This is a genomic window from Gemmatirosa kalamazoonensis, assembly GCF_000522985.1.
Classification (GTDB): Bacteria; Gemmatimonadota; Gemmatimonadetes; order Gemmatimonadales; family Gemmatimonadaceae; genus Gemmatirosa; species Gemmatirosa kalamazoonensis.
The window spans coordinates 210,873-229,708 of sequence record NZ_CP007130.1 but is presented as its reverse complement, the minus strand read 5'-3'; the positions used below and the strand labels follow the sequence as shown (position 1 = coordinate 229,708).

The 18,836-nt window shown below is 71.7% G+C and carries 17 protein-coding genes; 12 read left to right on the top strand and 5 right to left on the bottom strand.

Annotation, left to right across the window (positions count from 1 at the left end; translation table 11 throughout):
• Positions 1–119: 119 nt before the first annotated feature.
• Positions 120–1,319 carry a pyridoxal phosphate-dependent decarboxylase family protein gene (locus J421_RS28860; protein ID WP_312845258.1) on the top strand — a complete coding sequence of 400 codons (1,200 nt, stop codon included), beginning with the start codon at positions 120–122 and terminating at the stop codon, positions 1,317–1,319.
• Between the two features lie 31 nt (positions 1,320–1,350).
• On the opposite strand, the gene J421_RS28855 is transcribed toward J421_RS28860, so the two are convergent.
• The gene (locus J421_RS28855) at positions 1,351–2,721 is read right to left on the bottom strand and encodes an LIC_10091 family protein (RefSeq protein WP_025414595.1); all 1,371 of its coding nucleotides are present in this window, start codon (positions 2,719–2,721) and stop codon (positions 1,351–1,353) included.
• A 170-nt stretch (positions 2,722–2,891) separates the two neighbouring features.
• On the opposite strand from J421_RS28855, the gene J421_RS28850 reads away from it, so the two are divergent.
• Genes J421_RS28850 through J421_RS28840 form a run of 3 tightly spaced genes read left to right on the top strand, consistent with a single transcriptional unit; the run spans position 2,892 to position 5,923 of the window.
• Positions 2,892–4,199 carry a glycoside hydrolase family 53 protein gene (locus tag J421_RS28850; RefSeq protein WP_158508966.1) on the top strand — a complete coding sequence of 436 codons (1,308 nt, stop codon included), beginning with the start codon at positions 2,892–2,894 and terminating at the stop codon, positions 4,197–4,199.
• 9 nt (positions 4,200–4,208) lie between these two features.
• Positions 4,209–5,132 (top strand): ABC transporter ATP-binding protein, encoded by a 924-nt coding sequence (locus tag J421_RS28845; RefSeq protein WP_025414593.1) that lies wholly within the window; start codon positions 4,209–4,211, stop codon positions 5,130–5,132.
• Complete coding sequence (locus J421_RS28840; protein WP_025414592.1) at positions 5,129–5,923, top strand: ABC transporter permease; 795 nt, start codon at positions 5,129–5,131, stop codon at positions 5,921–5,923. Before J421_RS28845 ends, J421_RS28840 begins: the two co-directional genes overlap by 4 nt.
• 261 nt (positions 5,924–6,184) lie before the next feature.
• Here J421_RS28840 and J421_RS28835 read toward each other — a convergent pair whose 3' ends face one another.
• Positions 6,185–6,370 carry a hypothetical protein gene (locus J421_RS28835; protein ID WP_025414591.1) on the bottom strand — a complete coding sequence of 62 codons (186 nt, stop codon included), beginning with the start codon at positions 6,368–6,370 and terminating at the stop codon, positions 6,185–6,187.
• A gap of 993 nt (positions 6,371–7,363) precedes the next feature.
• On the opposite strand from J421_RS28835, the gene J421_RS28830 reads away from it, so the two are divergent.
• Positions 7,364–8,338 carry an NAD(P)-dependent alcohol dehydrogenase gene (locus J421_RS28830; RefSeq protein ID WP_025414590.1) on the top strand — a complete coding sequence of 325 codons (975 nt, stop codon included), beginning with the start codon at positions 7,364–7,366 and terminating at the stop codon, positions 8,336–8,338.
• A gap of 349 nt (positions 8,339–8,687) precedes the next feature.
• A complete protein-coding gene (locus tag J421_RS28825; RefSeq protein ID WP_025414589.1) occupies positions 8,688–8,987 on the top strand; it encodes a hypothetical protein in 300 nt (99 codons plus the stop codon).
• A gap of 212 nt (positions 8,988–9,199) precedes the next feature.
• On the opposite strand, the gene J421_RS28820 is transcribed toward J421_RS28825, so the two are convergent.
• A complete protein-coding gene (locus J421_RS28820) occupies positions 9,200–9,484 on the bottom strand; it encodes a hypothetical protein (RefSeq protein ID WP_025414588.1) in 285 nt (94 codons plus the stop codon).
• 603 nt (positions 9,485–10,087) lie between these two features.
• Between J421_RS28820 and J421_RS28815 the strand changes: the two genes are divergently transcribed.
• The 5 genes from J421_RS28815 (at position 10,088) to J421_RS28800 (ending at position 14,653) form a co-directional block, all read left to right on the top strand.
• Positions 10,088–10,855, top strand: coding sequence for a DUF3108 domain-containing protein (locus J421_RS28815; protein WP_025414587.1), 768 nt, complete (start codon positions 10,088–10,090; stop codon positions 10,853–10,855).
• A gap of 127 nt (positions 10,856–10,982) precedes the next feature.
• Positions 10,983–12,929, top strand: coding sequence for a YceI family protein (locus tag J421_RS28810; RefSeq protein ID WP_104023459.1), 1,947 nt, complete (start codon positions 10,983–10,985; stop codon positions 12,927–12,929).
• 71 nt (positions 12,930–13,000) lie between these two features.
• A complete protein-coding gene (locus tag J421_RS33220) occupies positions 13,001–13,177 on the top strand; it encodes a hypothetical protein (RefSeq protein WP_158508964.1) in 177 nt (58 codons plus the stop codon).
• A gap of 194 nt (positions 13,178–13,371) precedes the next feature.
• Positions 13,372–13,812, top strand: coding sequence for a PAS domain-containing protein (locus tag J421_RS28805; protein ID WP_158508962.1), 441 nt, complete (start codon positions 13,372–13,374; stop codon positions 13,810–13,812).
• Positions 13,813–14,107: 295 nt separating this feature from the next.
• The gene (locus J421_RS28800) at positions 14,108–14,653 is read left to right on the top strand and encodes a hypothetical protein (RefSeq protein WP_025414585.1); all 546 of its coding nucleotides are present in this window, start codon (positions 14,108–14,110) and stop codon (positions 14,651–14,653) included.
• 49 nt (positions 14,654–14,702) lie between these two features.
• Here the strand turns inward: J421_RS28800 and J421_RS34435 are convergent, their stop codons facing one another.
• Positions 14,703–14,837, bottom strand: coding sequence for a hypothetical protein (locus J421_RS34435; protein ID WP_260525871.1), 135 nt, complete (start codon positions 14,835–14,837; stop codon positions 14,703–14,705).
• Between the two features lie 383 nt (positions 14,838–15,220).
• On the opposite strand from J421_RS34435, the gene J421_RS28795 reads away from it, so the two are divergent.
• Complete coding sequence (locus tag J421_RS28795) at positions 15,221–15,997, top strand: hypothetical protein (protein WP_148306613.1); 777 nt, start codon at positions 15,221–15,223, stop codon at positions 15,995–15,997.
• A gap of 152 nt (positions 15,998–16,149) precedes the next feature.
• On the opposite strand, the gene J421_RS28790 is transcribed toward J421_RS28795, so the two are convergent.
• The gene (locus J421_RS28790) at positions 16,150–18,813 is read right to left on the bottom strand and encodes an alpha/beta fold hydrolase (protein WP_025414583.1); all 2,664 of its coding nucleotides are present in this window, start codon (positions 18,811–18,813) and stop codon (positions 16,150–16,152) included.
• Positions 18,814–18,836: the final 23 nt, after the last annotated feature.

Below are 18,836 nucleotides of genomic sequence, written 5' to 3'. Positions count from 1 at the left end.
GCGGCGCACGGTATCTCTCCGGCATCCGAGACCGTTCGGTCGCGCCGGACGAGCGAGCGATCGAACGTCTGTCGAAGCTCGGCGGACCGCTCGGCGCGAAAGGACTCGATGGGCCGGCCGTGCTCGCGCTGCTCGACGAGGTGGGATCGCGCGGAACGATCGCGAATTCTGGCGGGCGCTACTTCGGCTACGTGAACGGCGGATCGCTGCCGGCCGCGCGTGCGGCAAGCGTGCTGTCGCTCGCCTGGGATCAGAACGCGGCGCTCCGCTCGATGTCTCCGACGGCGGCCGTCCTCGAGGACATCGCCGGCGGCTGGCTGCTCGACCTTCTCGGCCTACCGGCGACCGCGAGCTTCGCGTTCGTTAGCGGCGCGACGATGGCGAGCTTCACCGGCCTCGCCGCCGCGCGGCACGCCGTGCTGTCGCGCGCCGGCTGGGACGTGGAAGGCATGGGGCTCTTCGATGCTCCGCGGCTGAACGTCGTCGTCGGTGAGGAAGTCCACGTCTCGGTGATGAAGGCCGTGGGACTGCTCGGGCTCGGGCGGGAGCGCGTCGTTCGCGTTCCGTCGGACGCGCAGGGACGTATGCGCGCCGATGCGCTGCCACCGCTCGACGAGCTCACGATCGTCTGCACGCAGGCCGGCAACGTGAACAGCGGATCGTTCGACCCATTCGAGGAGATCTGCGACCGGGCCGCCCGCGCTCGTGCCTGGGTGCACGTGGATGGCGCGTTCGGCCTGTGGGCCGCGGCGGTACCATCGCTCGCCCCGCTCGTTCGCGGCGCGTCGAGAGCCGACTCCTGGGCGACCGATGCGCACAAATGGCTCAACGTGCCGTACGACTGCGGCCTGGTGTTCGTGCGGGACGCGGCGGCGCATCAGCACGCGATGCAGCTCCAACCTGCGGCGTATCTCGCACCGGACGCGCAGCGCGAGCCCGCGCACTGGACACCCGAGGCCTCTCGCCGCGCGCGCGCCGTCGAGGTGTGGGCGGCGCTGCGCTCGCTGGGGCGGGATGGGGTCGCCGAGATGATCGAGCGAAGCTGCGCGCAGGCCCGGCGCTTCGCGGCTGGGCTGCGAGCGGCCGGGTACGAGGTGCTCAACGACGTGCCCATCAACCAGGTGCTGGTCTCGTTCGGCAGCGACGAGATGACGAGGCGCGTCATCGAGGCCGTGCAGCGCGACGGTACGTCATGGTGCGGCGGCAGCGTGTGGAAGAGCCGCGCCGTGATGCGCATCAGCGTTTCGTCATGGGCCACCACGGACGAAGACGTCGACCGTTCGCTCGGCGCGATGATCTCCATCGCCCGGGCATTCTGAGGCGAGGCCGCGGTGACCTGCCTTCGTCACCTCACGGCGCGCCGTCGGTCCTCGTCGACGCGATGAGATCGGCGTAGGTCGCGATCGCTCCCGAGAGGACGCGCTGCACGGTCTCGCGCAGCGGCGCGGTGCCGGAGAAGAGCGCGCTCCGGAGGACCCGCGGGCCGGACGGGACGCCGGGCTGCGTGGGGGGCTGCAGCGCGCGAAAGACCTGCAGCGCGGACCGGGGCCGCGTCGCGCTCGTGTCCACGGAGCGGGTCGTCACGCGACGGCCGTCGCTGTAGCGCGTGATCTCGATGATGCTCGCGTTGCCGCTGTCGCGCACCTGCACGTCGTACTGCGGGGCGACGGCCGCACCGCCGGTGACGAACGACGCGGCCGGGAAGCGCGGCACGGAGCGGATGAACGTGGTCGTGGAGTCGGTCGGCAGCGTGGCGACGTTCGCGTAGAACGCGCGGCCGCCGTCGGCGCGCTGGAAGAGGTACTGCTCGACGTTCGAGACGTAGAACGCGCCCACGTTCACGCGCCGCGACGCCAGCCACGCGCCCACGGCGCGGATCGCCGTCGGGCCGGCGAAGTCGCCGACGATCGGGACGACGAGGTTCCGCAGCTCGAGCGCGCGCACGGCCTGGTAGCGGCGCTCGTCGGCGAGGAACGCCAGGTGCTCGCCCTCGGCGTTCGTCGAGCGCTGCAGGTCGGCGAGCGTCGGGTAGACGCCGATCGCCGGCCGGCCGGGCGAGTAGGCGTAGTCGATGTCCGCGCCGGCGTCGTAGAACGTCCGGTACACGTGCTCGATCGACGCGATGTCCGATGAGTCGAGCGCGAAGCCGTGCGTCCGAGTCAGGCGGTGCACGACGGCCGCGAGGTTGACGCGATACAGCGAGTCGCTGCGCGGCGCCGCCATGACGCCGTCGAACAGCTCGGCGGCGCCCGCGTCCCGCGCCGGCGTCCCGGCGGGCGCGCGCGAGAGGAGCCGGGCGAGGAACGCGGCGCGCGTCGGCGACAGCTCGAACAGTGCCTTGTACATCAGCTGCGCCATCGCGTTCTGGCGCCGGATGTCGAAGATGATCGCGATCCCCGGGTCGAGGTTGGCGATGTACGTGAAGTTCTGCTCGGGCCCGACGCCGAGGTACGCGTCGCCGGTGCGCACCACGCGCTGCAGCGGGCGGATGGGGTTCTGGAACGCCAGCTCGTTCGAGACGAAGTTCTCGCTCAGGAAGCTGCCGCCGGGCTCCGAGGCGCGGGTGAACAGCTCCCAGAACTCACGGTCGCTGAGCGACGCCGTCGCGGACCGCGACGGCGTCGGCGCGGTGCGCGGCGCGGCGCAGGATGCGCCGGCCGCTGCGGCCGCCGTCGCGGCGAGGCAGACGACGAGGAACGAGCGGCGGGTGGGCTGATTCACGGTACCTCCACGGGTCGGTCCGGCGAAGCCATACGGGATTCGACACACCGCATTCCGGGTGCGGTGCCTGACATACGAGCGGGGATGTGACGAGCGACGGACCGCGCACGCGACATGCGACGTCCGGCATGCTCGCGTCGACCACGGGCGAGCGCACAATGACCATTACCATGAGCAACCGAATCCATTGGCGCCGCAAGGGCGCGGTACTCGTCGCGATCCTCGGCGTCGCCGCGATGCCGGCGACCTCGCTCGCGCAGGCGCGCCCGTCGGGCGTCTTCTACCTCGGCGCCGACATCTCGGCCCTCGCGGGAAGCCGTCCCCCCCTGCGGCCGCCCGACTCCGCGGCGACGTCGGCCACGCCCTCCGTGCCCAGCGCGCGCGCGCGCCGGGCGTCGTTCGTCTATCGCGAGAACGGAGTGGAGACCACCGAGTACGCGATCATGCGCAAGCACGGCTGGAACGCGTTCCGGCTGCGCGTCTTCGTGTCGCCGGTGCGGAACGCGCCCGACAACAGCCTCGAGAACACGCTGCCCCTCGCGAGGGCGATCAAGGACGCGGGCGCGATGTTCCTGCTCGACATCCACTACTCCGACACGTGGGCGGATCCCGGCCATCAGGACACGCCCGCGGCGTGGCGCGAGCTCGATGCCGCCGCCATGGAGCAGAAGGTCGAGGAGTACACCAGGGACGTGATCTCGCAGTTCAAGGCCGCCGGCGCGATGCCCGACATGGTGCAGATCGGCAACGAGATCACCGGCGGCCTGCTCTGGCCGCTCGGCCACCTGCACGTCCCGAGCTCCGAGGTGAAGCAGGAAGGCAACGAGCCGATGCGCGGCGGATTCATCGAGCCGTACGACGAAGCCAGGGTGTGGGGGAACGTCACGCGGTTTCTGAAGGCCGGCATTCGCGGCGTGAAGGCCGCCTCGGGCGGCGCGCCGCCGAAGATCATCCTGCACACCGACACCGGCGGCGATTGGCAGGTGACCAGGTGGTGGTTCGATCACGTCGCGGCGGCGAAGGTCGACTACGACATCATGGGACTGAGCTTCTATCCCAAGTATCACGGCACCCTCGCGATGCTGCAGCGCAACATGATCGAGAGCCGGCGGCGCTATCACAAGCCGTTCATGGTCGTCGAGACGGGCTACGTGCAGAACGACACGGGCGCGATGTCGTCACCGGAAGCGATCGCGCGGCCGGTGCTGTCGGCGAAGGGTCCGAAGGCGAGGGGATTCATGCAGTGGCCCGGCACGCCGCAGGGCCAGCTGCAGTACATGGCCGACGTCATCAACACGGTACGTCGTAATCACGGACTCGGCGTGTTCTACTGGGGACCCGAAGGGACGTGGGGCGACGGCATGTGGAGTCCCGACGGGAGCGCAGCGCCTGCGATCTATGTCCTCGACCATCTCGATGAGCTGAGGGCATCGCCGGCGAGCCGAATCCCTCCTGCCGGAGCGTCGCGTCCGCACTAATCTCCGCCCATGCTCGCCGTCGACCTCCAGCACGTCACCAAGCGCTACGGCCACGTCACCGCCGTGGACGACCTTTCGCTCCGCGTACAGCCGGGAGAGATCGTCGCCTTTCTCGGCCCGAACGGGGCGGGGAAGACGACCACGATCGACATGATCCTCGGCCTCGCGCGGCCGGACGCGGGGACGGTGCGGGTCTACGGCCGCTCGCCGGCGGAGGCGGTCGCCGTGGGCGAGGTGTCCGCCGTCATGCAGAACGGCGGGCTGCTGAAGGACTTCACGATCGCCGAGACGGTCGCGTACACGGCGTCGCTCTTCGGCGGCGCGCGGCCGGTGGCCGAGGTGCTCGAGCGCGCGGGGATCGCGGGCATCGGCGCACGGCTCGTCGGGAAGTGCTCCGGGGGCGAGCAGCAGCGGCTCCGTTTCGCCCTCGCGCTGCTCGGCGACCCGCGGCTCCTCATTCTCGACGAGCCCACGACGGGGATGGACGTCGCCGGCCGGCGCGACTTCTGGGGCGCCATCCGCGAGGACGCGGCGCGCGGCCGCACGGTGGTGTTCGCGACGCACTACCTCGACGAAGCGGACGCGTACGCCGACCGCATCGTCCTCGTCCGCGAGGGGCGCGTCGTCGCCGACGGCACGACGGCGGAGATCAAGAACCTCGCGTCGGGTCGGCTCGTGCGGGCCACGGTCCCTGGGGCGGACCTCGCGCTGCTGCGCGCGCTGCCCGGCGTCGCGTCGGTGGAAGCGCGCGGCGACACGGTGCTCGTGCAGTGCACGGACTCCGACGCCGTGGCCCGCTACCTCTTCCTGCACACCGAGGCGCGCGACGTGGAGATCTCGTCCCACAATCTCGAGGCGGCGTTCGTCGCCCTCACGTCCGGCGGCGCCGCCGCCGGCGCCGCCGACGCCGCGGACGCGGAGGCGACGCGATGACCGAGCGGACGACCGAGACGCGCGGTACGACGGCGCACGGGGCGCGGCGCGCGCCACCGCTCGGCGGGTTCAACCTCACCGCGCTCCGCCTCGAGGTGCGGCGGATGCTGCGCAGCCGGCGCACCCTGATGTTCGTGCTGGTGTTCCCGGGTCTGTTCTTCCTGATCTTCGGCACCGGCGGCACCGGACCGAGGGCGACGCCCATGGCGCGGGCGTACCTGCTGATCAGCATGGCCGTCTACGGCGCGATGTCGGCGATGACGGCGAGCGGGGCGTCGGTCGCGGTCGAGCGGAGCCTCGGCTGGAGCCGGCAGCTCCGGCTCACGCCGCTGCGGCCCGCGGCGTACATCGCCATGAAGGTGGCTACCGCGATGGTGCTCGGGCTCGTGGCGGTGACCGTGGCGTACGCGGTGGGCGCGGCGACCGGGGTGCGCATGGAGCCGCGCGTCTGGATCCTCTCGGGGCTTGCCGCGTGGCTCGCGTCGCTCGTGTTCGCCGCGTTCGGCCTGTTCATGGGCTTTCTGCTGCCGTCCGAGAACGTGATGCAGTTCGTCGGGCCGATGCTCGCCCTGCTCGCGATGTTCGGCGGCCTGTTCGTGCCGCTGCCGCTGCTCCCGCCGGCCCTGCGCACGGTCGCCGCGTTCACGCCGGTGTACGGGGTCGGCCAGCTGGCGCGCGCGCCGCTCGTCGGCGGTCTCACGGCCGGTGCGATCGTGAGCGTCGCCGGCTGGACGCTGGCCTTCGGGGCCGCGGCGGCGTCGCTGTTCGCGCGCGACACCACGCGCGTCTGAGCGCGCGCCGCCGCGAATGCGCCGCCGGCCCGGTGCCGGCGGACGGCGGCGTCTGCCTAACGGATGTCGAGACGGCGCCTAACAGCAGACGTCTCGGTGACCGTTCGGATTCTCGTGCGTAGGTCGGCCGCGTCTCGTCAGGCATTCCGCGCGCGCGCGTTCGACTTCTCATGCGTTGCTAGGCGGTTCACAACCGCCGTAGGGCGTCGAAGCAGATTCGGACGCAGCGCGACAACGCGTTCGGACGAGCGCCGGCTGATGCTACATCGACGGTGCGTACGATTCGAGGTAGCCGCAGGCCGAGCAGCGATACGTGACGATCGCGTGGCGCTCACGGCCGGCCAGCTTCAGCCCCATCCAAAACGACCGCTCCGGCGCCCCCTCTGCCCACTCCGGCGCGGAGGCGAATTCCTTCCCGGTCTTGTCGATGACGAATCCTGACTCCATTACGGCGCCGCACTTCGGGCAAGTCGGTGGCTGCATGGTAGTCGCGCGGGAAATGGGCGGCGGGCGATGCCTGGCGAGATGCCAAGCCGGGAGCTCCGGTGCTGCAGATTGCTCGAGTTCACTGGCGAGCGGCGAGCGCGCCGGCGTACCGCCGCGCTGCCGCCCGACGGCGGCTTCTCGAGCGGGGCCGCTGCGACGCGCGCATCGGCGGGCGAGCGCCGGTGGCTGTGATGGAAACGACGAATCCCCGCGGTGGTATCGCTACCACACGCGGGGATTCGCTTCGGCTGGCGATCGCTGCCCTTCGTTTTGGCGCCACCTCTCGACGACGGTTAGGCCTTCGAGAGCGTGGTCAGGCGGGCGATCTTTCCCTCGTCAGGACGGGCCCGAGTCAGGATGTCCCGCGTTCTGCGGGAGCAGGCAGTTGTGTCCAGCGACCTCACAACCCATCCGTCAGAGCCAAACTTCCGACGGACATGTCCTCCGATCGGCGTCCCGCGGGAGGACTTCCGCTCGCGGGAACCCGTCCCGCGCGCGCAGTGCCATAATACAGTTCCGCGACGGTCCCGCAAGAGCGAAGTTGTCCACAAACGTTAGGCAGCGCGGGTTGCTCGCGTTCACGTGCGCGGGGTGGCGGGGGCCGCGCCGGGTAGCCGCCGCGCGTCAGCGCGAACAGCGCCGTCCGGTACACCCGGTCGCGTAGACGTAAGTCCCGCGGTATCGCGCGCCTAACGGCCGTGACCGATCCATGCCGTCATCCGGCGGCTCGCAAGAGCGCGCCGGCGTAGCGCGGTCGCGCGCGGTTCCTTGTGCGATGGTCGTACACGTGGGAAGCCGGTAAGGGGCTGACTCGCGTTCCGCTTCGCGGTGATGGGCAGATCGGTGCACGTCCTCGGCGCGGCGCACCGTCGCGGCGCCCGCGAGAGTCAGCCCCTGCGTTCAAGCCGCGCGTGGCCAGGCGTCGCATCCTCCGGACACGACAAGGAGGAGACTATGAGAGCGGCGATCTACGAGCGGTACGGTCCCCCGGAGGTTGTGAACGTCCGCGAAGTCCCGACGCCTTCCGCCGGACCCGGAGAGGTGCTCGTACGCGTGCGCGCGAGCACCGTTTCGAGTGGGGACTGGCGCGCGCGCAGCCTCGCCATGCCGCCGGGCTTCGGTCCGTTCGGCCGGCTGGTGTTCGGCGTTACCCGCCCACGTCAGCCGATCCTCGGCACCGAGCTCTCGGGAGTCGTCGAAGCGGTCGGCGAGAACGCCACCGGGTTCCGCGTCGGCGACGAGGTCTTCGCCTTTGCCGACGCGAGGATGGGATGTCACGCCGAGTTCCACAGCATTCGGGCGAGCGGCCTGATCGCGCGAAAGCCGGCCGGGCTGTCGTTCGAACAGGCCGCGGCGCTGTCCTTCGGCGGGATGACGGCGCTGAAGTTCTTCCGGCGAGCCGCGCTCGCGCGCGGGGAGCGCGTCCTCGTGAACGGCGCGTCCGGCAGCGTCGGCTCTGCGGCGGTACAGCTCGCGCGCTACTTCGGGGCGGACGTGACCGGCGTCTGCAGCGCCGCGAACGTCGAGTTGGTGCGCGGCCTCGGCGCGCAGCACGTGATCGACTACGCGAGCGTCGATTTCGCGGCGACCGGGGCGCAGTACGACGTCATCGTCGACACCATCGGCAACGCTCCTTACGCGAGGGTCAGACGCTCGCTCGCGCGCGGCGGACGCCTCCTCGGAGTGCTCAGCGGGTTCTCGGATTTGCTGCTCGCCCCGCTCGCGGGCCGCGGCAGCGGACATCGCGTGATCGCCGGGACCGCCCCCTCGCGCGTCGCGGACCTGCAGCGGCTCGCCGCGATCGCGGCGGAAGGGCACTTCACACCCGTCATCGACGAGACGTTTCCGCTCGAGCGGATCGTCGACGCGCACCGGCGTGTGGAGACCGGCCGTAAGCGCGGCAGTGTCGTCGTCAGGATCGCCGCGTAGCGCGGGCGTCGACGCTGTCGATCGAGGACGCCGACATCCGCGTCACGCTCGCGCACCTCGGCGACAAGCGCGAGCCACAGCGATCGTCGCCGCGCCGTACTGACGGCCGGAGCGCGATGCTCCGTTGCAGAGTGTCGACGGGCGCCTGACCGTTCGCCGCTGACGGTCACCGACGCCTAACGCGCTGGATGCGGGAAGGCCGCTTCTCGCGTGTTCGAAGCGTCGCGTCGTTAGGCGCCCTCGCCCCATCGGATTTCGCGCGCTGCACGTCGAGAATTTGGGAGGCAATCACGCGGGACGGTGCGCGGGCGCGCGCGGGCCAGCCCCACGCCGCGCTGCCTCTGCCGGCGTGCGCATCGCCTCGTTCGTCTCGAGTCGGCTCGGCGCGATCGCCGTCGTGTGCTGCTTCGTCGCGACGCTCGCGCACGAAGGGTTCGGCCACGCGGGAACGACCGCGCTCCTCGGCGGCCGGGTCCACCAGATCCCGAGCACGTCGGGCGCCTGTGACACGGCCGTCGGGCCGCGGCCGCGTGCGGCGGTGGAGCCGGCCGCGCTCTCACTGCGGCGGACCCCGCTCGTCGTCGTGGGCTTCGTCGCGGCGCTCGCGCATCTCCCGTGGCTCGGGCCCGGTCTGCTGCGTCGGCGCTGACGCCGAGGAACGTGCTGCCAACGGACTCCGGCGCAAGCGTCGGGGAAGCGCCCCAGGACGTCGTCACGTCACTACGCGTCGGTCGACAGGCGCGGGTTCGGCTTCTCGCCCGCCGCTCGACGCGCCTGCGGTCGGCCGGCTTCGCGCGTCGTGCCTAACGGATGCGTTAGGCACGCTCGCGCGCCGCCTGCGCGGGTGCACGGAACCGCCGTTCAGCTCCGGTCGCTGAGTCGCCGCGCGAGCACTGCGAGTCCCGTCGTCAGTTCCGTCCACTGCGCGGCCGTGAGGCCGAGCTCGGCGCCCTTCGCGAGATGCCGGCCGACTTCGTCGTGCGCCTCCTGCGCGCGTGCGCGCCGGCGTTCGCGGTCGACGTCACCGCGTGAGTGATCTGCTGCATCGAGCATCGTCCGGCCGACTTGGAGCTCGACCCGCAGGAAGTGCAGCCGAGCCGCCCCGAGGCTCTCCGCGAGCGCGTGGAAGGCGTCAGAATGGGTCATGTCGCGCCGTGGCGCACGTGACAGGCCAACGACGTCGGACTCCCGACGAGGCCCTGCTGCTTGGGAGCGCGCCGAATACACGATGCCGGCCCCGGCAGCGCGACCATCGAGCTAACTCGGCCGCTGGTGGTCCATCCAAGTCGCTGGCAGGCCAGTCGCGACACCGGCGTGGCCCCCACGCGGGCCATTCCCGGGTCAATTCGGCGGTGCAGCTACAATGAGGGCTGTCAGACACCGGGACGGCTCGGTTCGTGCCCCTCGTGTCATCAGCCGCGACCACATCGTGATCGATGCTCCAGCGGCCGACACGTCGATGTGCGTCGACGTGTTCCCCTCGAAGGAGGCCTTGCGGCGACGCGCCGCGACCGATCGCGCACGAGCCGTGGCAGTCCGCGGGCGACGCCACGCCGCCGATCCTCTGTTAGGCGCCGATCAGCACACCGCGAGCCCGCCGCGGCACAGCACGCGTCCCCGCGCGAGCGTCGCGGACTCTCCGCCTCACGCCGCCCGGGTCGACGACACCAGGTTGCGGGAGACATCATGGGCTGGCCGATACGCGACGTCCTACGACGAACGCGGCTCGCCGCCGTGGTGTGCTGCGCCATGCTCGGCCTGACCGCCGCCCGTGTCGTCGCGGCCCAGGACGTCGCCGGCGCGGCGACGACGGCCGCGGCTCGGTTGCCCTTCTTCGTCGGCGAGCGGCTCACGTACCGGGTCCATGCCGCGCACTTCGGCGCCTCCGGCCGCCTCTCGATGCTCGTCGACACGACCGAGGTCGTCCGCGGTACGGCGACGTGGGTGCTCCGCTTCGACTTCCAGGCGCGCGTCGGCCCGTTCAAGGCGGTCGACCGGACCGAGTCGTGGCTCGACCCGGTCCGCCTGACGGCCCTGCGGTTCCACAAGCACGAGCGGGACCCGCTCTCGAAGCACGACGAGCACGTCGAGATCGACGGCGCGGCGCACCGGTGGACCGGCGACGGCGGGACGAGCGGCGTGATCGCGTCCGACGCGCCGCTCGACGAGCTCTCGTTCATGTACGTGCTCCGCACACTGCCGTTAGGCGGCAGCACCGCGGCTGCGGTGCGCTACGACCGCCACTTCGACGCGGCGCGCAACCCGACGCTCCTGCGCGTCGTCGGCCGACGCACCCTTACCACGGAGGCCGGGACGTTCCGCACCGTGACCGTCGAGATGCGCGTGCAGGACGAGCGGCGCTACCACGGGGAAGGGGTGATCCGTCTCGACCTCACCGACGACGACTGGCGAATCCCCGTGCAGATCGAGAGCGACATGCCGGTCGTCGGCCGCACGCGGATGACGCTCGCCTCGCAGAACCACCCGGCCGCGGACCACATTGCCGCCGTGCCCTGAGGAAGAACGCACGACGCACGCTGCACGACGCACGCACGACGAGGGCGTCCCTCCCGCAGTCCGAACGTGGCCGCCCTGCACGACTCATCGGGACCCGCACACACGCGGGACTCGAACCCAGGACCTTATGCGCACGACCCCGCACACCAAGCTGTTCGCGCTCCTGTGCCTCACGCCGGCCGTGATCGCGTGGCGTTCCGCCGCCGAGCCGCTGCGGCTCGCGCCACAGAGCCGACTCTGGATCGACGGCACCTCGACCGTGAAGAAGTTCTCGTGCACGGCGCCCGCGTTCACGGTCGACGTCGACGCCGCGCCAGGCGCGTCGGCCGCGGTGCTCGCCGGCACGAAAGCCGTCCACACCGCGGTGGTGCGCGTGAGCGCCGCGAAGATGGACTGCGGCAACGGCACGATGAACGAGCACATGCTGAAGGCGCTCAAGGCGAACGAGGCGCCGACGATCGAGTTCCGCCTCACGGGCTACGACGTCGCGACGAGCGGCGCGGGCGCGGCGGGCACCCTGAACGGCACGCTCTCGGTCGGCGGCGCGCAGCACACCATAGCGATCGCCACGCAGGCGGTGGCCGCCGGTGACGGCGCGCTCCGGGTGACCGGCAGCTACGCGCTGCACATGAAGGAGTTCGCCCTCAAGCCGCCCACGCTCATGCTCGGCGCGATGAAGGTCGGTGAGCTCATCACGGTGCGCTTCGACCTCGTGCTGAAGGGCGCGATGGTCGTGGCCGCCCGTCCGGTCCCCATCGCGTCGCCCGCGCCGCGCGCGGCGCCACCGGCCCCGGTGACCGTGCCGGCCGCGCCGGCCGCGAGCGCCGTGTCGCCCGCTCGCGGGCCGGCCTCGCCGGTGAAACCGGCCGTCCGCGCGACGGCGCCCGCGGCGACCACGGTGTCACCTGGCGTTCGCGATCGCGCCGACCCGGTCGTCCTGATTCCGCAGGTCGCCACGCCAGCGCTCGTGCCCACGGTGAGCGATACGACGACTGTGGTCGCGATCGTCCGTGACTCGTCGGCGGGGGAACCCGTGCCCGCCGACGTTCCCGCGGCCACGACCGCGGCGCCGAGCAACGTCCCGCCGATCACCATCCAGCGGCTGCGCCCCGCCGACCAGCGCGGCATCAACGTGTTCGAGGCGCCGAAGAACGACACGATGCCGTTCACCGGCTTCAGGCTCGCGTTCGGCGCCGCGTTCACGCAGCAGTTCCAGGGGCTCGGCCACTCCAACACCGCCGCCGCCAACGTCGTCAACGGCGTGAACGCGAACCAGCTCATCACGATCGGTCACGGCTTCAACAACGCGTCGGCGAATGCCTACGTGAACGTGCAGCTCGCGAAGGGCGTGCGCGTGGCGCTCACGAGCTACCTCTCGTCGCGCCACCACAACGAGGTGTGGATCAAGGACGGCTACGCGCTCATCGACGCGTCGCCGGTCGACTTCGAGCCGCTCAATCGCCTCATGCGGTACGTCACGCTGAAGGCCGGCCACTTCGAGATCAACTACGGCGACGCGCACTTCCGCCGCACCGACAACGGGAACGCGATGTTCAATCCGCTCGTCGGCAACTACATCATGGACGCGTTCACCACCGAGGTCGGCGGCGAGGCGTACGTCCACGGGCGCGGTCTGCTCGACGGCGCGTTCGTCATGGGCGCGGTGACCAACGGCGAGGTGCGCGGCACGATCCTCAACCCGGGCAAGCGCGCGCCGGCGTTCTACGGCAAGCTCGGAGTCGACCGGCAGGTGAGCGAGGCGCTCCGTGTCCGCCTCACGGGCTCGCTGTTCAGCCAGTCGCGCGCGAACGCGCAGACGCTCTACAACGGCGACCGGGGCGGCTCGCGCTACTACGACGTGCTCGAGAACACCGCGTCGACCGAGAGCGCGCAGGCATGGTCGGGCGCGATCCAGCCGTTCAACGGCCAGAGCACGGGCCAGCACTCCGTCGTCGTCAACCCGTTCGTGAAGTACCATGGGCTCGAGTACTTCGGCACGTTCGAGCGCGCGCGCGCGGACGCGGCGCGGCGGAGACGTCGTACCGCACGGTCACCCAGCAGTCGAACGAGCTGACGTACCGCTTCTTCGGCGACCACCTGTACGCGAGCGGGCGGTACAACACCGTGTCGGGGCGGCTCGCCGGGATGACGAACGACATCAACGTGAAGCGCACACAGGTCGGCGGCGGCTGGTTCATCACACCGCTGCTCCTCACGAAGGTGGAGTGGGTGAACCAGAAGTATCACGACTTCCCGACGAGCGACATCCGCAATGGCGGCCGGTTCAAGGGCTTCCTCGCCGAGGGCGTCATCGCGTTCTGACCGCGCGCCGTCAGGCGTTCTCCGTGGCGGGCAGTTGGACACGGCGACCCTCCCCGCGACGTGAGGCCGGTATCCTTCGTGGAACCGCGTGAGGCGGAATTCAGTCCCGGTCCGGGCAATTCTTCGACAGGTGTCCCATGTTCGCAGCGACGACCGATCGACCCACGCGCCAACCCTTCTCGATCGATCGTGCCGTGCCCCGCGCCGAACAGCGCGATGGCGCGCGGCCGGCGTTCGAAGCCATCTTCGAGCCGGTGGTGGTGCGCGCCCTGCTCGCGCAGCTGCCGACGGCCGTGCTGCTGGTGGACCGATCGGGCCGCGTGACGTACGCGAACGAGGCGGCCGGGCACCTGCAGGCGCGCAGCGTGCCGTCGGCGTGGCCCGACGTGGCGCAGCTCCCGCCGGTGCTGGAGTGGCCCGTGGCGCGAGCGCTGCTCACCGGCGACGGCCTGGGCGACGCGCCGATAACGATTGCCGGCACCGGCGGGTCGGAGCGGCACATGCGCGTCAGCATCACGCTCGTGCAGAGCGGCGACGCGGAGGGCACGGCCGCCGTGCTCACGCTCGCGGACGTGTCCGACCGGAGGCGGTGGGAGACGTGGGGGCCGGTGATCGCGTCGCTCGTCCGCCTCTGAGCCGCAGCGACCGACGTGGTGGCCGCCTGCCGCCCTTGCGAACGCTATGTCGGGTATCGCACACTTCACTCGCCTGCAGCGGAGCGCAGGACTCCGCGGAACGCCACCAGCGCGCGGCGAAACTTCGATGGACCGATGGGCGCTACTGGCGACGCCTTCCACGACTGGGGGCGTCGTTTCGTTTCCGCCCGTCCTCCGTTTTCGGCGTCCGCCGCGGAGCACGGCCCGAGCATGCACACCGTCCGTCGACACCGATGGCGACGCGGGCGGGCACCCCGCACGGAGGGTTCGGCCCATGAGTCCGAACGTAGACGTCGTCAGGGCGCTCGAGCTTCTGTCGCAGCTGGAGCCGGAACTCCTGGCACACGAGGCGGTGGTCCCACCCGGCAGGCCGTCGCCCGGGGACGGCGACGCATTGGATCGCGCGCTGCGCGCGGGTCTCGCGCGGCTCCGCGTCGAGATCGGGCGAGAGACGTTCATCTATCTGCGCTGGCGGGCGGAGCGCGCCCGCGAGGCCGCGGCCGCCGCGCGCGCCGAAGCTGCCGCGCTGCGCCGGACCGCGCGGGCCACCCGCCGGGCAGCCGACCTGCCGACGTCCGCGACCGCACGCGAGGTCCGCGACGCCAGCGGCCGTAGCTGGACCATCTCCGAAGCCGGCCCGAATGATCTGTTCGGCGGCGCGAGCCCCCGATGGCTCGGGTTTCACTCCGGCGCGGTGCACCGCCAGATCTCCGACTATCCGCCGGACTGGCGCGCCCGCGGCGACGAGGAGCTGTGTCAGCTCCTCACCCGTGATGACGCCGTCTCGGACGAGCGACCGGAGGCGCCCCGTGCGAAATGATCCGAACGACTGAGATCCGCGCGCTGCACGACACACTCGACGCACTGCGCTAGGCGCGGCGGGGCTCGGCGCGCTGTAGCACGAACAGATCGAGCCGCTCCACGGGATCCTGGCGCAGCGCGCTGTGCCGGTGCCTAACGCGACAGTGGTCGATGGAGCTTGCCCGGTGGCGCGTCTGCGGCACCGCGCTTGGTGGCCGCGAATCCTCGCTATTGCTGGGCCGCGCAGGTATCTTTCGACTCTCAGAAGCCATGATGCCCGACGCGCCGTTTTCTGGATCGCCCTAGCGTCGGGCGGAGCTAATCGCGAAACCGGCTGAGCACGAGGGTCCTCTCCCAGGACGCTCGTCTGCTCGGCCGGTTTTCTCGTCGTGCACCGCGAACGCGGTCGCGCCGACACGACCGGTCAGAGCACCAGGGCGACCCACCCGCTCACGGGCTCGTACGAGCCTAACACGAGTCGATGGTCGCGCCACCGCGGGGCGGCACACTGGCCGCGTGCGGTGACCCTACGACCCCCGAGGTCTCTGGGGAGAGAAGTGGAACAAGGAGCACCATGCAAGGATTCATGCGGTACATCGATGGCGTGGCGTCGTTCACGGGCGTGCAGGCTCCAACGGCCGCGCCGCACAGGTGGCGTCAACGCTATGTCAGGGCAGCCACCGCTGTCGGGGCGGCCCTCGTCGCCACGTTCGCGGTGGCGACCAGCGCCGCGAACGCACAGGTCGGGCGCATGCCCACGGGCTGGTACGCGGTCGGGGCGGGGACCGGCGACTACCTCGTCGGCACCGACCTCAGTCGCCGCGACGGCGGACAAGGCGAGGGCGGCGGGACGATCCGCTCGCTCGTCGCGACACCCCGCCACGTGGCGACCTTGCAGCAGAGCATTCGGGCCGACCTCTACCGCGGGCAACGTGTCCGCCTCTCCGGGTTCCTGAAGACGGGGGCGCAGGCCGGGACGTTTGGCATGGCCTCGCTGTGGATGCGCGTCGACGGGCCGTCCGGGTTGGAGAGCACCGACTACATGCAGGATCGCCCGATCATGCAGAACACGGCCTGGGCGCGGTACGAGGTCGTCCTGGACGTGCCGCCTAACGCGGTAGGTATATCGCTCGGCGCTCTGCTGGAGGGCCAGGGACAGGTCTGGCTCGACGACGTGGCGCTCGAGCCCGTGGGGCTCGACGTCCCGCTGACCGGCCGACCCGGGCCAGTCGTCGCGCCGGGCAACTCGCCGGGCGAGCTCCGCCAGGACGCGCTGCGACTGCGCCACAAGAGGGTGGTGTACCGGGACGCGCTCCTGCGCCCCGTGAACCTCGGCTTCCTCGAAGGGACGCGGACGCCGTAGTCGACTCCGCGGAGCGCAACTCGGCCGCCGCTGAGGCACCGACGTGGTCGGCTCAGCGGCGGCCGGTATGCGCTCTGGTCTCGCCCGCGGCACTGGGCGGACGGACCCACGACGCGTCGGTGAAACGCGACGGCCGCCGTGCCAACTGGTGGTTACGGCGTTCGCCTCGGGCCCTGGTTGGCGGCGGCGATCGCCGCCGCGGCCAGCAGCGCGTCGAGCGCCGCCCGGTCGAGGTAGCGCCCGTTCGTGACCACCGCGCGGAGCGTCGTCGTGTTGCGGATGTCGGCGAGCGGATCGGCGTCCAGCAGCACCAGGTCGGCGAGCTTCCCCGGGGCGATGGTGCCTAACGAGTCCTGCATGCCGAAGAACTCCGCGGGGTAGCGCGTCGCGCTCACGAGCACGTCCGCGGGCGTCATGCCGAGGTGTCGCACCATCTGCTCGAGTTCTTCATGCAGGCTGAACCCCGGATAGAGCAGCGCGGTCGCGACGTCGGTTCCCGGCAGCATCCGCACGCCGGCCGCATGGATCTCCCGCTGGAGCGCGAGGAGGCCGGGCACGACCGTCGCCCACGGGACGGGCGGGCCCTGCGCGCGCTCGGCGATCTGCTCCCGCCAGTCGGCGACGAGGTACCCGGACATGTAGCGCCGTCGCGGATCGAGCCGGCCCGCCGAATCGTTCACGAGCGCGGCGGCGAGGCTGTCGGGCACGAACAACGACTTCTCGCCTACGACGAGCGTCGGCACCATGACGATACCGGCGGCCAGGAACGCGTCGAGCGCACGCCGGCGCTCCACCGGCGGCAGCGCGGCGAGTTGCGGCAGGATGGTGTGCTCCACGCTCCGCTGGTGGGCCGTCAGGATGTCGTCCGGGGTCGAGACCATGTGGCCGACGAGCGTCAGTCCGTGCCGGCGCACCGCTCGGCCGATGGCCAGGTAGACCTCGCGCGAGGCGACGGTCCGCACTTTCACGAAGTCGACGCCCAGGCGTGCGACGGAGTCGACCACGCGCTCCGCATCCGCCGGGGTGCCTAACGGGACGCGGAACCGCGCGACCGGCTCCACCGTGCCCTCGCGGAGCATGCGCGCGACGTTGGCGGCGTCCTCGAGGATCGGGCCGGGCGTCTCGATCCGCGGCCCGACCCGCTGGCCCGCGCGCACGCTGTCGCGCAGCGCGCGGATCATCGCGAAGTCGCCGCCCATGTCGCGCACGCTCGTCACGCCATTGGCGACGAAGAGCGCGAGCGAGGTCGCGCCGGCCTTGGCGAGGTGCACGTGCATGTCCCAGAGGCCGGGGATGAGGTACTTGCCGCGGGCGTCCACCACGCGCGCACCGGCGGGCAGGTGCACCGCGTCGTCGGAGGCGACGGCCGCGATTCGGCGCTCGCTGACGACGACGGTCATTCCCGCGCGCGGCGGCCCGCCCGTCCCGTCGATCACCGTGACGTGCGCGAACGCGACAGACCCCGTATCGCCGGCCGCGTGTCGTGCGCCTGACAAGGGCGAGAGATCCGGTGCGAGCCGGAACGGCGCGCCGACGCGCGCGGGCGTCGGGCGGCCCGCGAGGAAGTCGAGCATGGCGCGCGGGATGGCCGGCGAGGCGAGGAAGAGCGCGTCGCCGTGGCTCGCGCCGTCGATCAGGAGCGCGCGCGCGTTCGGAAAGCCGCGTGCGACCGCGCGCGCGTTCGCGACGGGTGTGTTCAGGTCGAGCGTGCCGCTGATGAACAGCACTGGCACGGCCGAGCGCACCGGACGACGGTACGCGTTCCCCAGGTCGTGGACGCCCCACGCGTCGCACGCGCCGGACATGGGGTCGACCGCGACCGCGCCGAACAGCGACGTGCGGGCCTCGTGCGCGATGCGTCCGCGCCGCGCCGGGGACGCGCCCGACGCGCAGTCCATGGCGTAGCCCATCGCGGAGCCGATGGACGTGAGGCGCCGGTCCGCCAGGATGTAGCGGGCGGGCACCGTGAAGTCGCCACGTGCGGCCGCGGCGATGAGCGCCGGCACGAACGCCATCCCCTCGCCGTTTCCCAGCGCGCCGTTCACGAAGCCCAGGAAATCGTACCGCCCGATGACCAGAGTCACGCTGTCGGGCGCGGTCGTGCCGTCTCCGGTGGTCGCGGCCGGGTCGGCCAGCCGCACGGTCACGGGCGCGCGGTCGAGCCGGGCGAGCACCGCGCCGAGCGCGCCACGGAGGTCGGGGATCGCGGCCCGCAATGCGAGGTCGGCGCGGGCGAGGGAGGCGAGGGTGTCGAGCTGACGGTCCGAGCTGCTCGGCAGCTTCACCGTGTCGTCGGGCCCTTCGACGCCGGCGAGGATCGCGCGTGAGGCGAGGGCCGGGTGCCGCCGCATGGCCGCGAGGGCGAGGTGGGTGCCGTAGCTCGCGCCCCAGAGCACGACCCGCTTGGCGCCGAGCGCACGGCGGAGCGTCTCGAGGTCGTCCGCACTCGCCTCCGTGGTGTAGGCCGTGAGGTCGACGCCCTGCGTCCCCCAGTACGCGGCGCACGCGCGGGCGGCCGCGCGGAGCCGCGCCGTCTCGGCGGCGCGCGTAAGCGGCCGGTCGAGTGGGTGCCGGACGTGGCGGGAAAGCGGACGAACGCGAGGGTGATCGTCCGCCCGCCGCGCACGCGCCGGTCTTCCGGAACACCCAGGTGACCGAGCTCGGCGCGCACGGTGTCGCCCGCGTGACTCACGAACACGTACGGCTCGACCGCCAGGAGCGCGGCAGCGGAACCCGTCCGCTGGGCCGCGGCGACGGCGGGTACGAGCGACGCCGCGAGCGCCGACCGAAGGTACCGAGCGGACGCCGCTGGGCATGACATGAGACCGCGTGTGAGGGA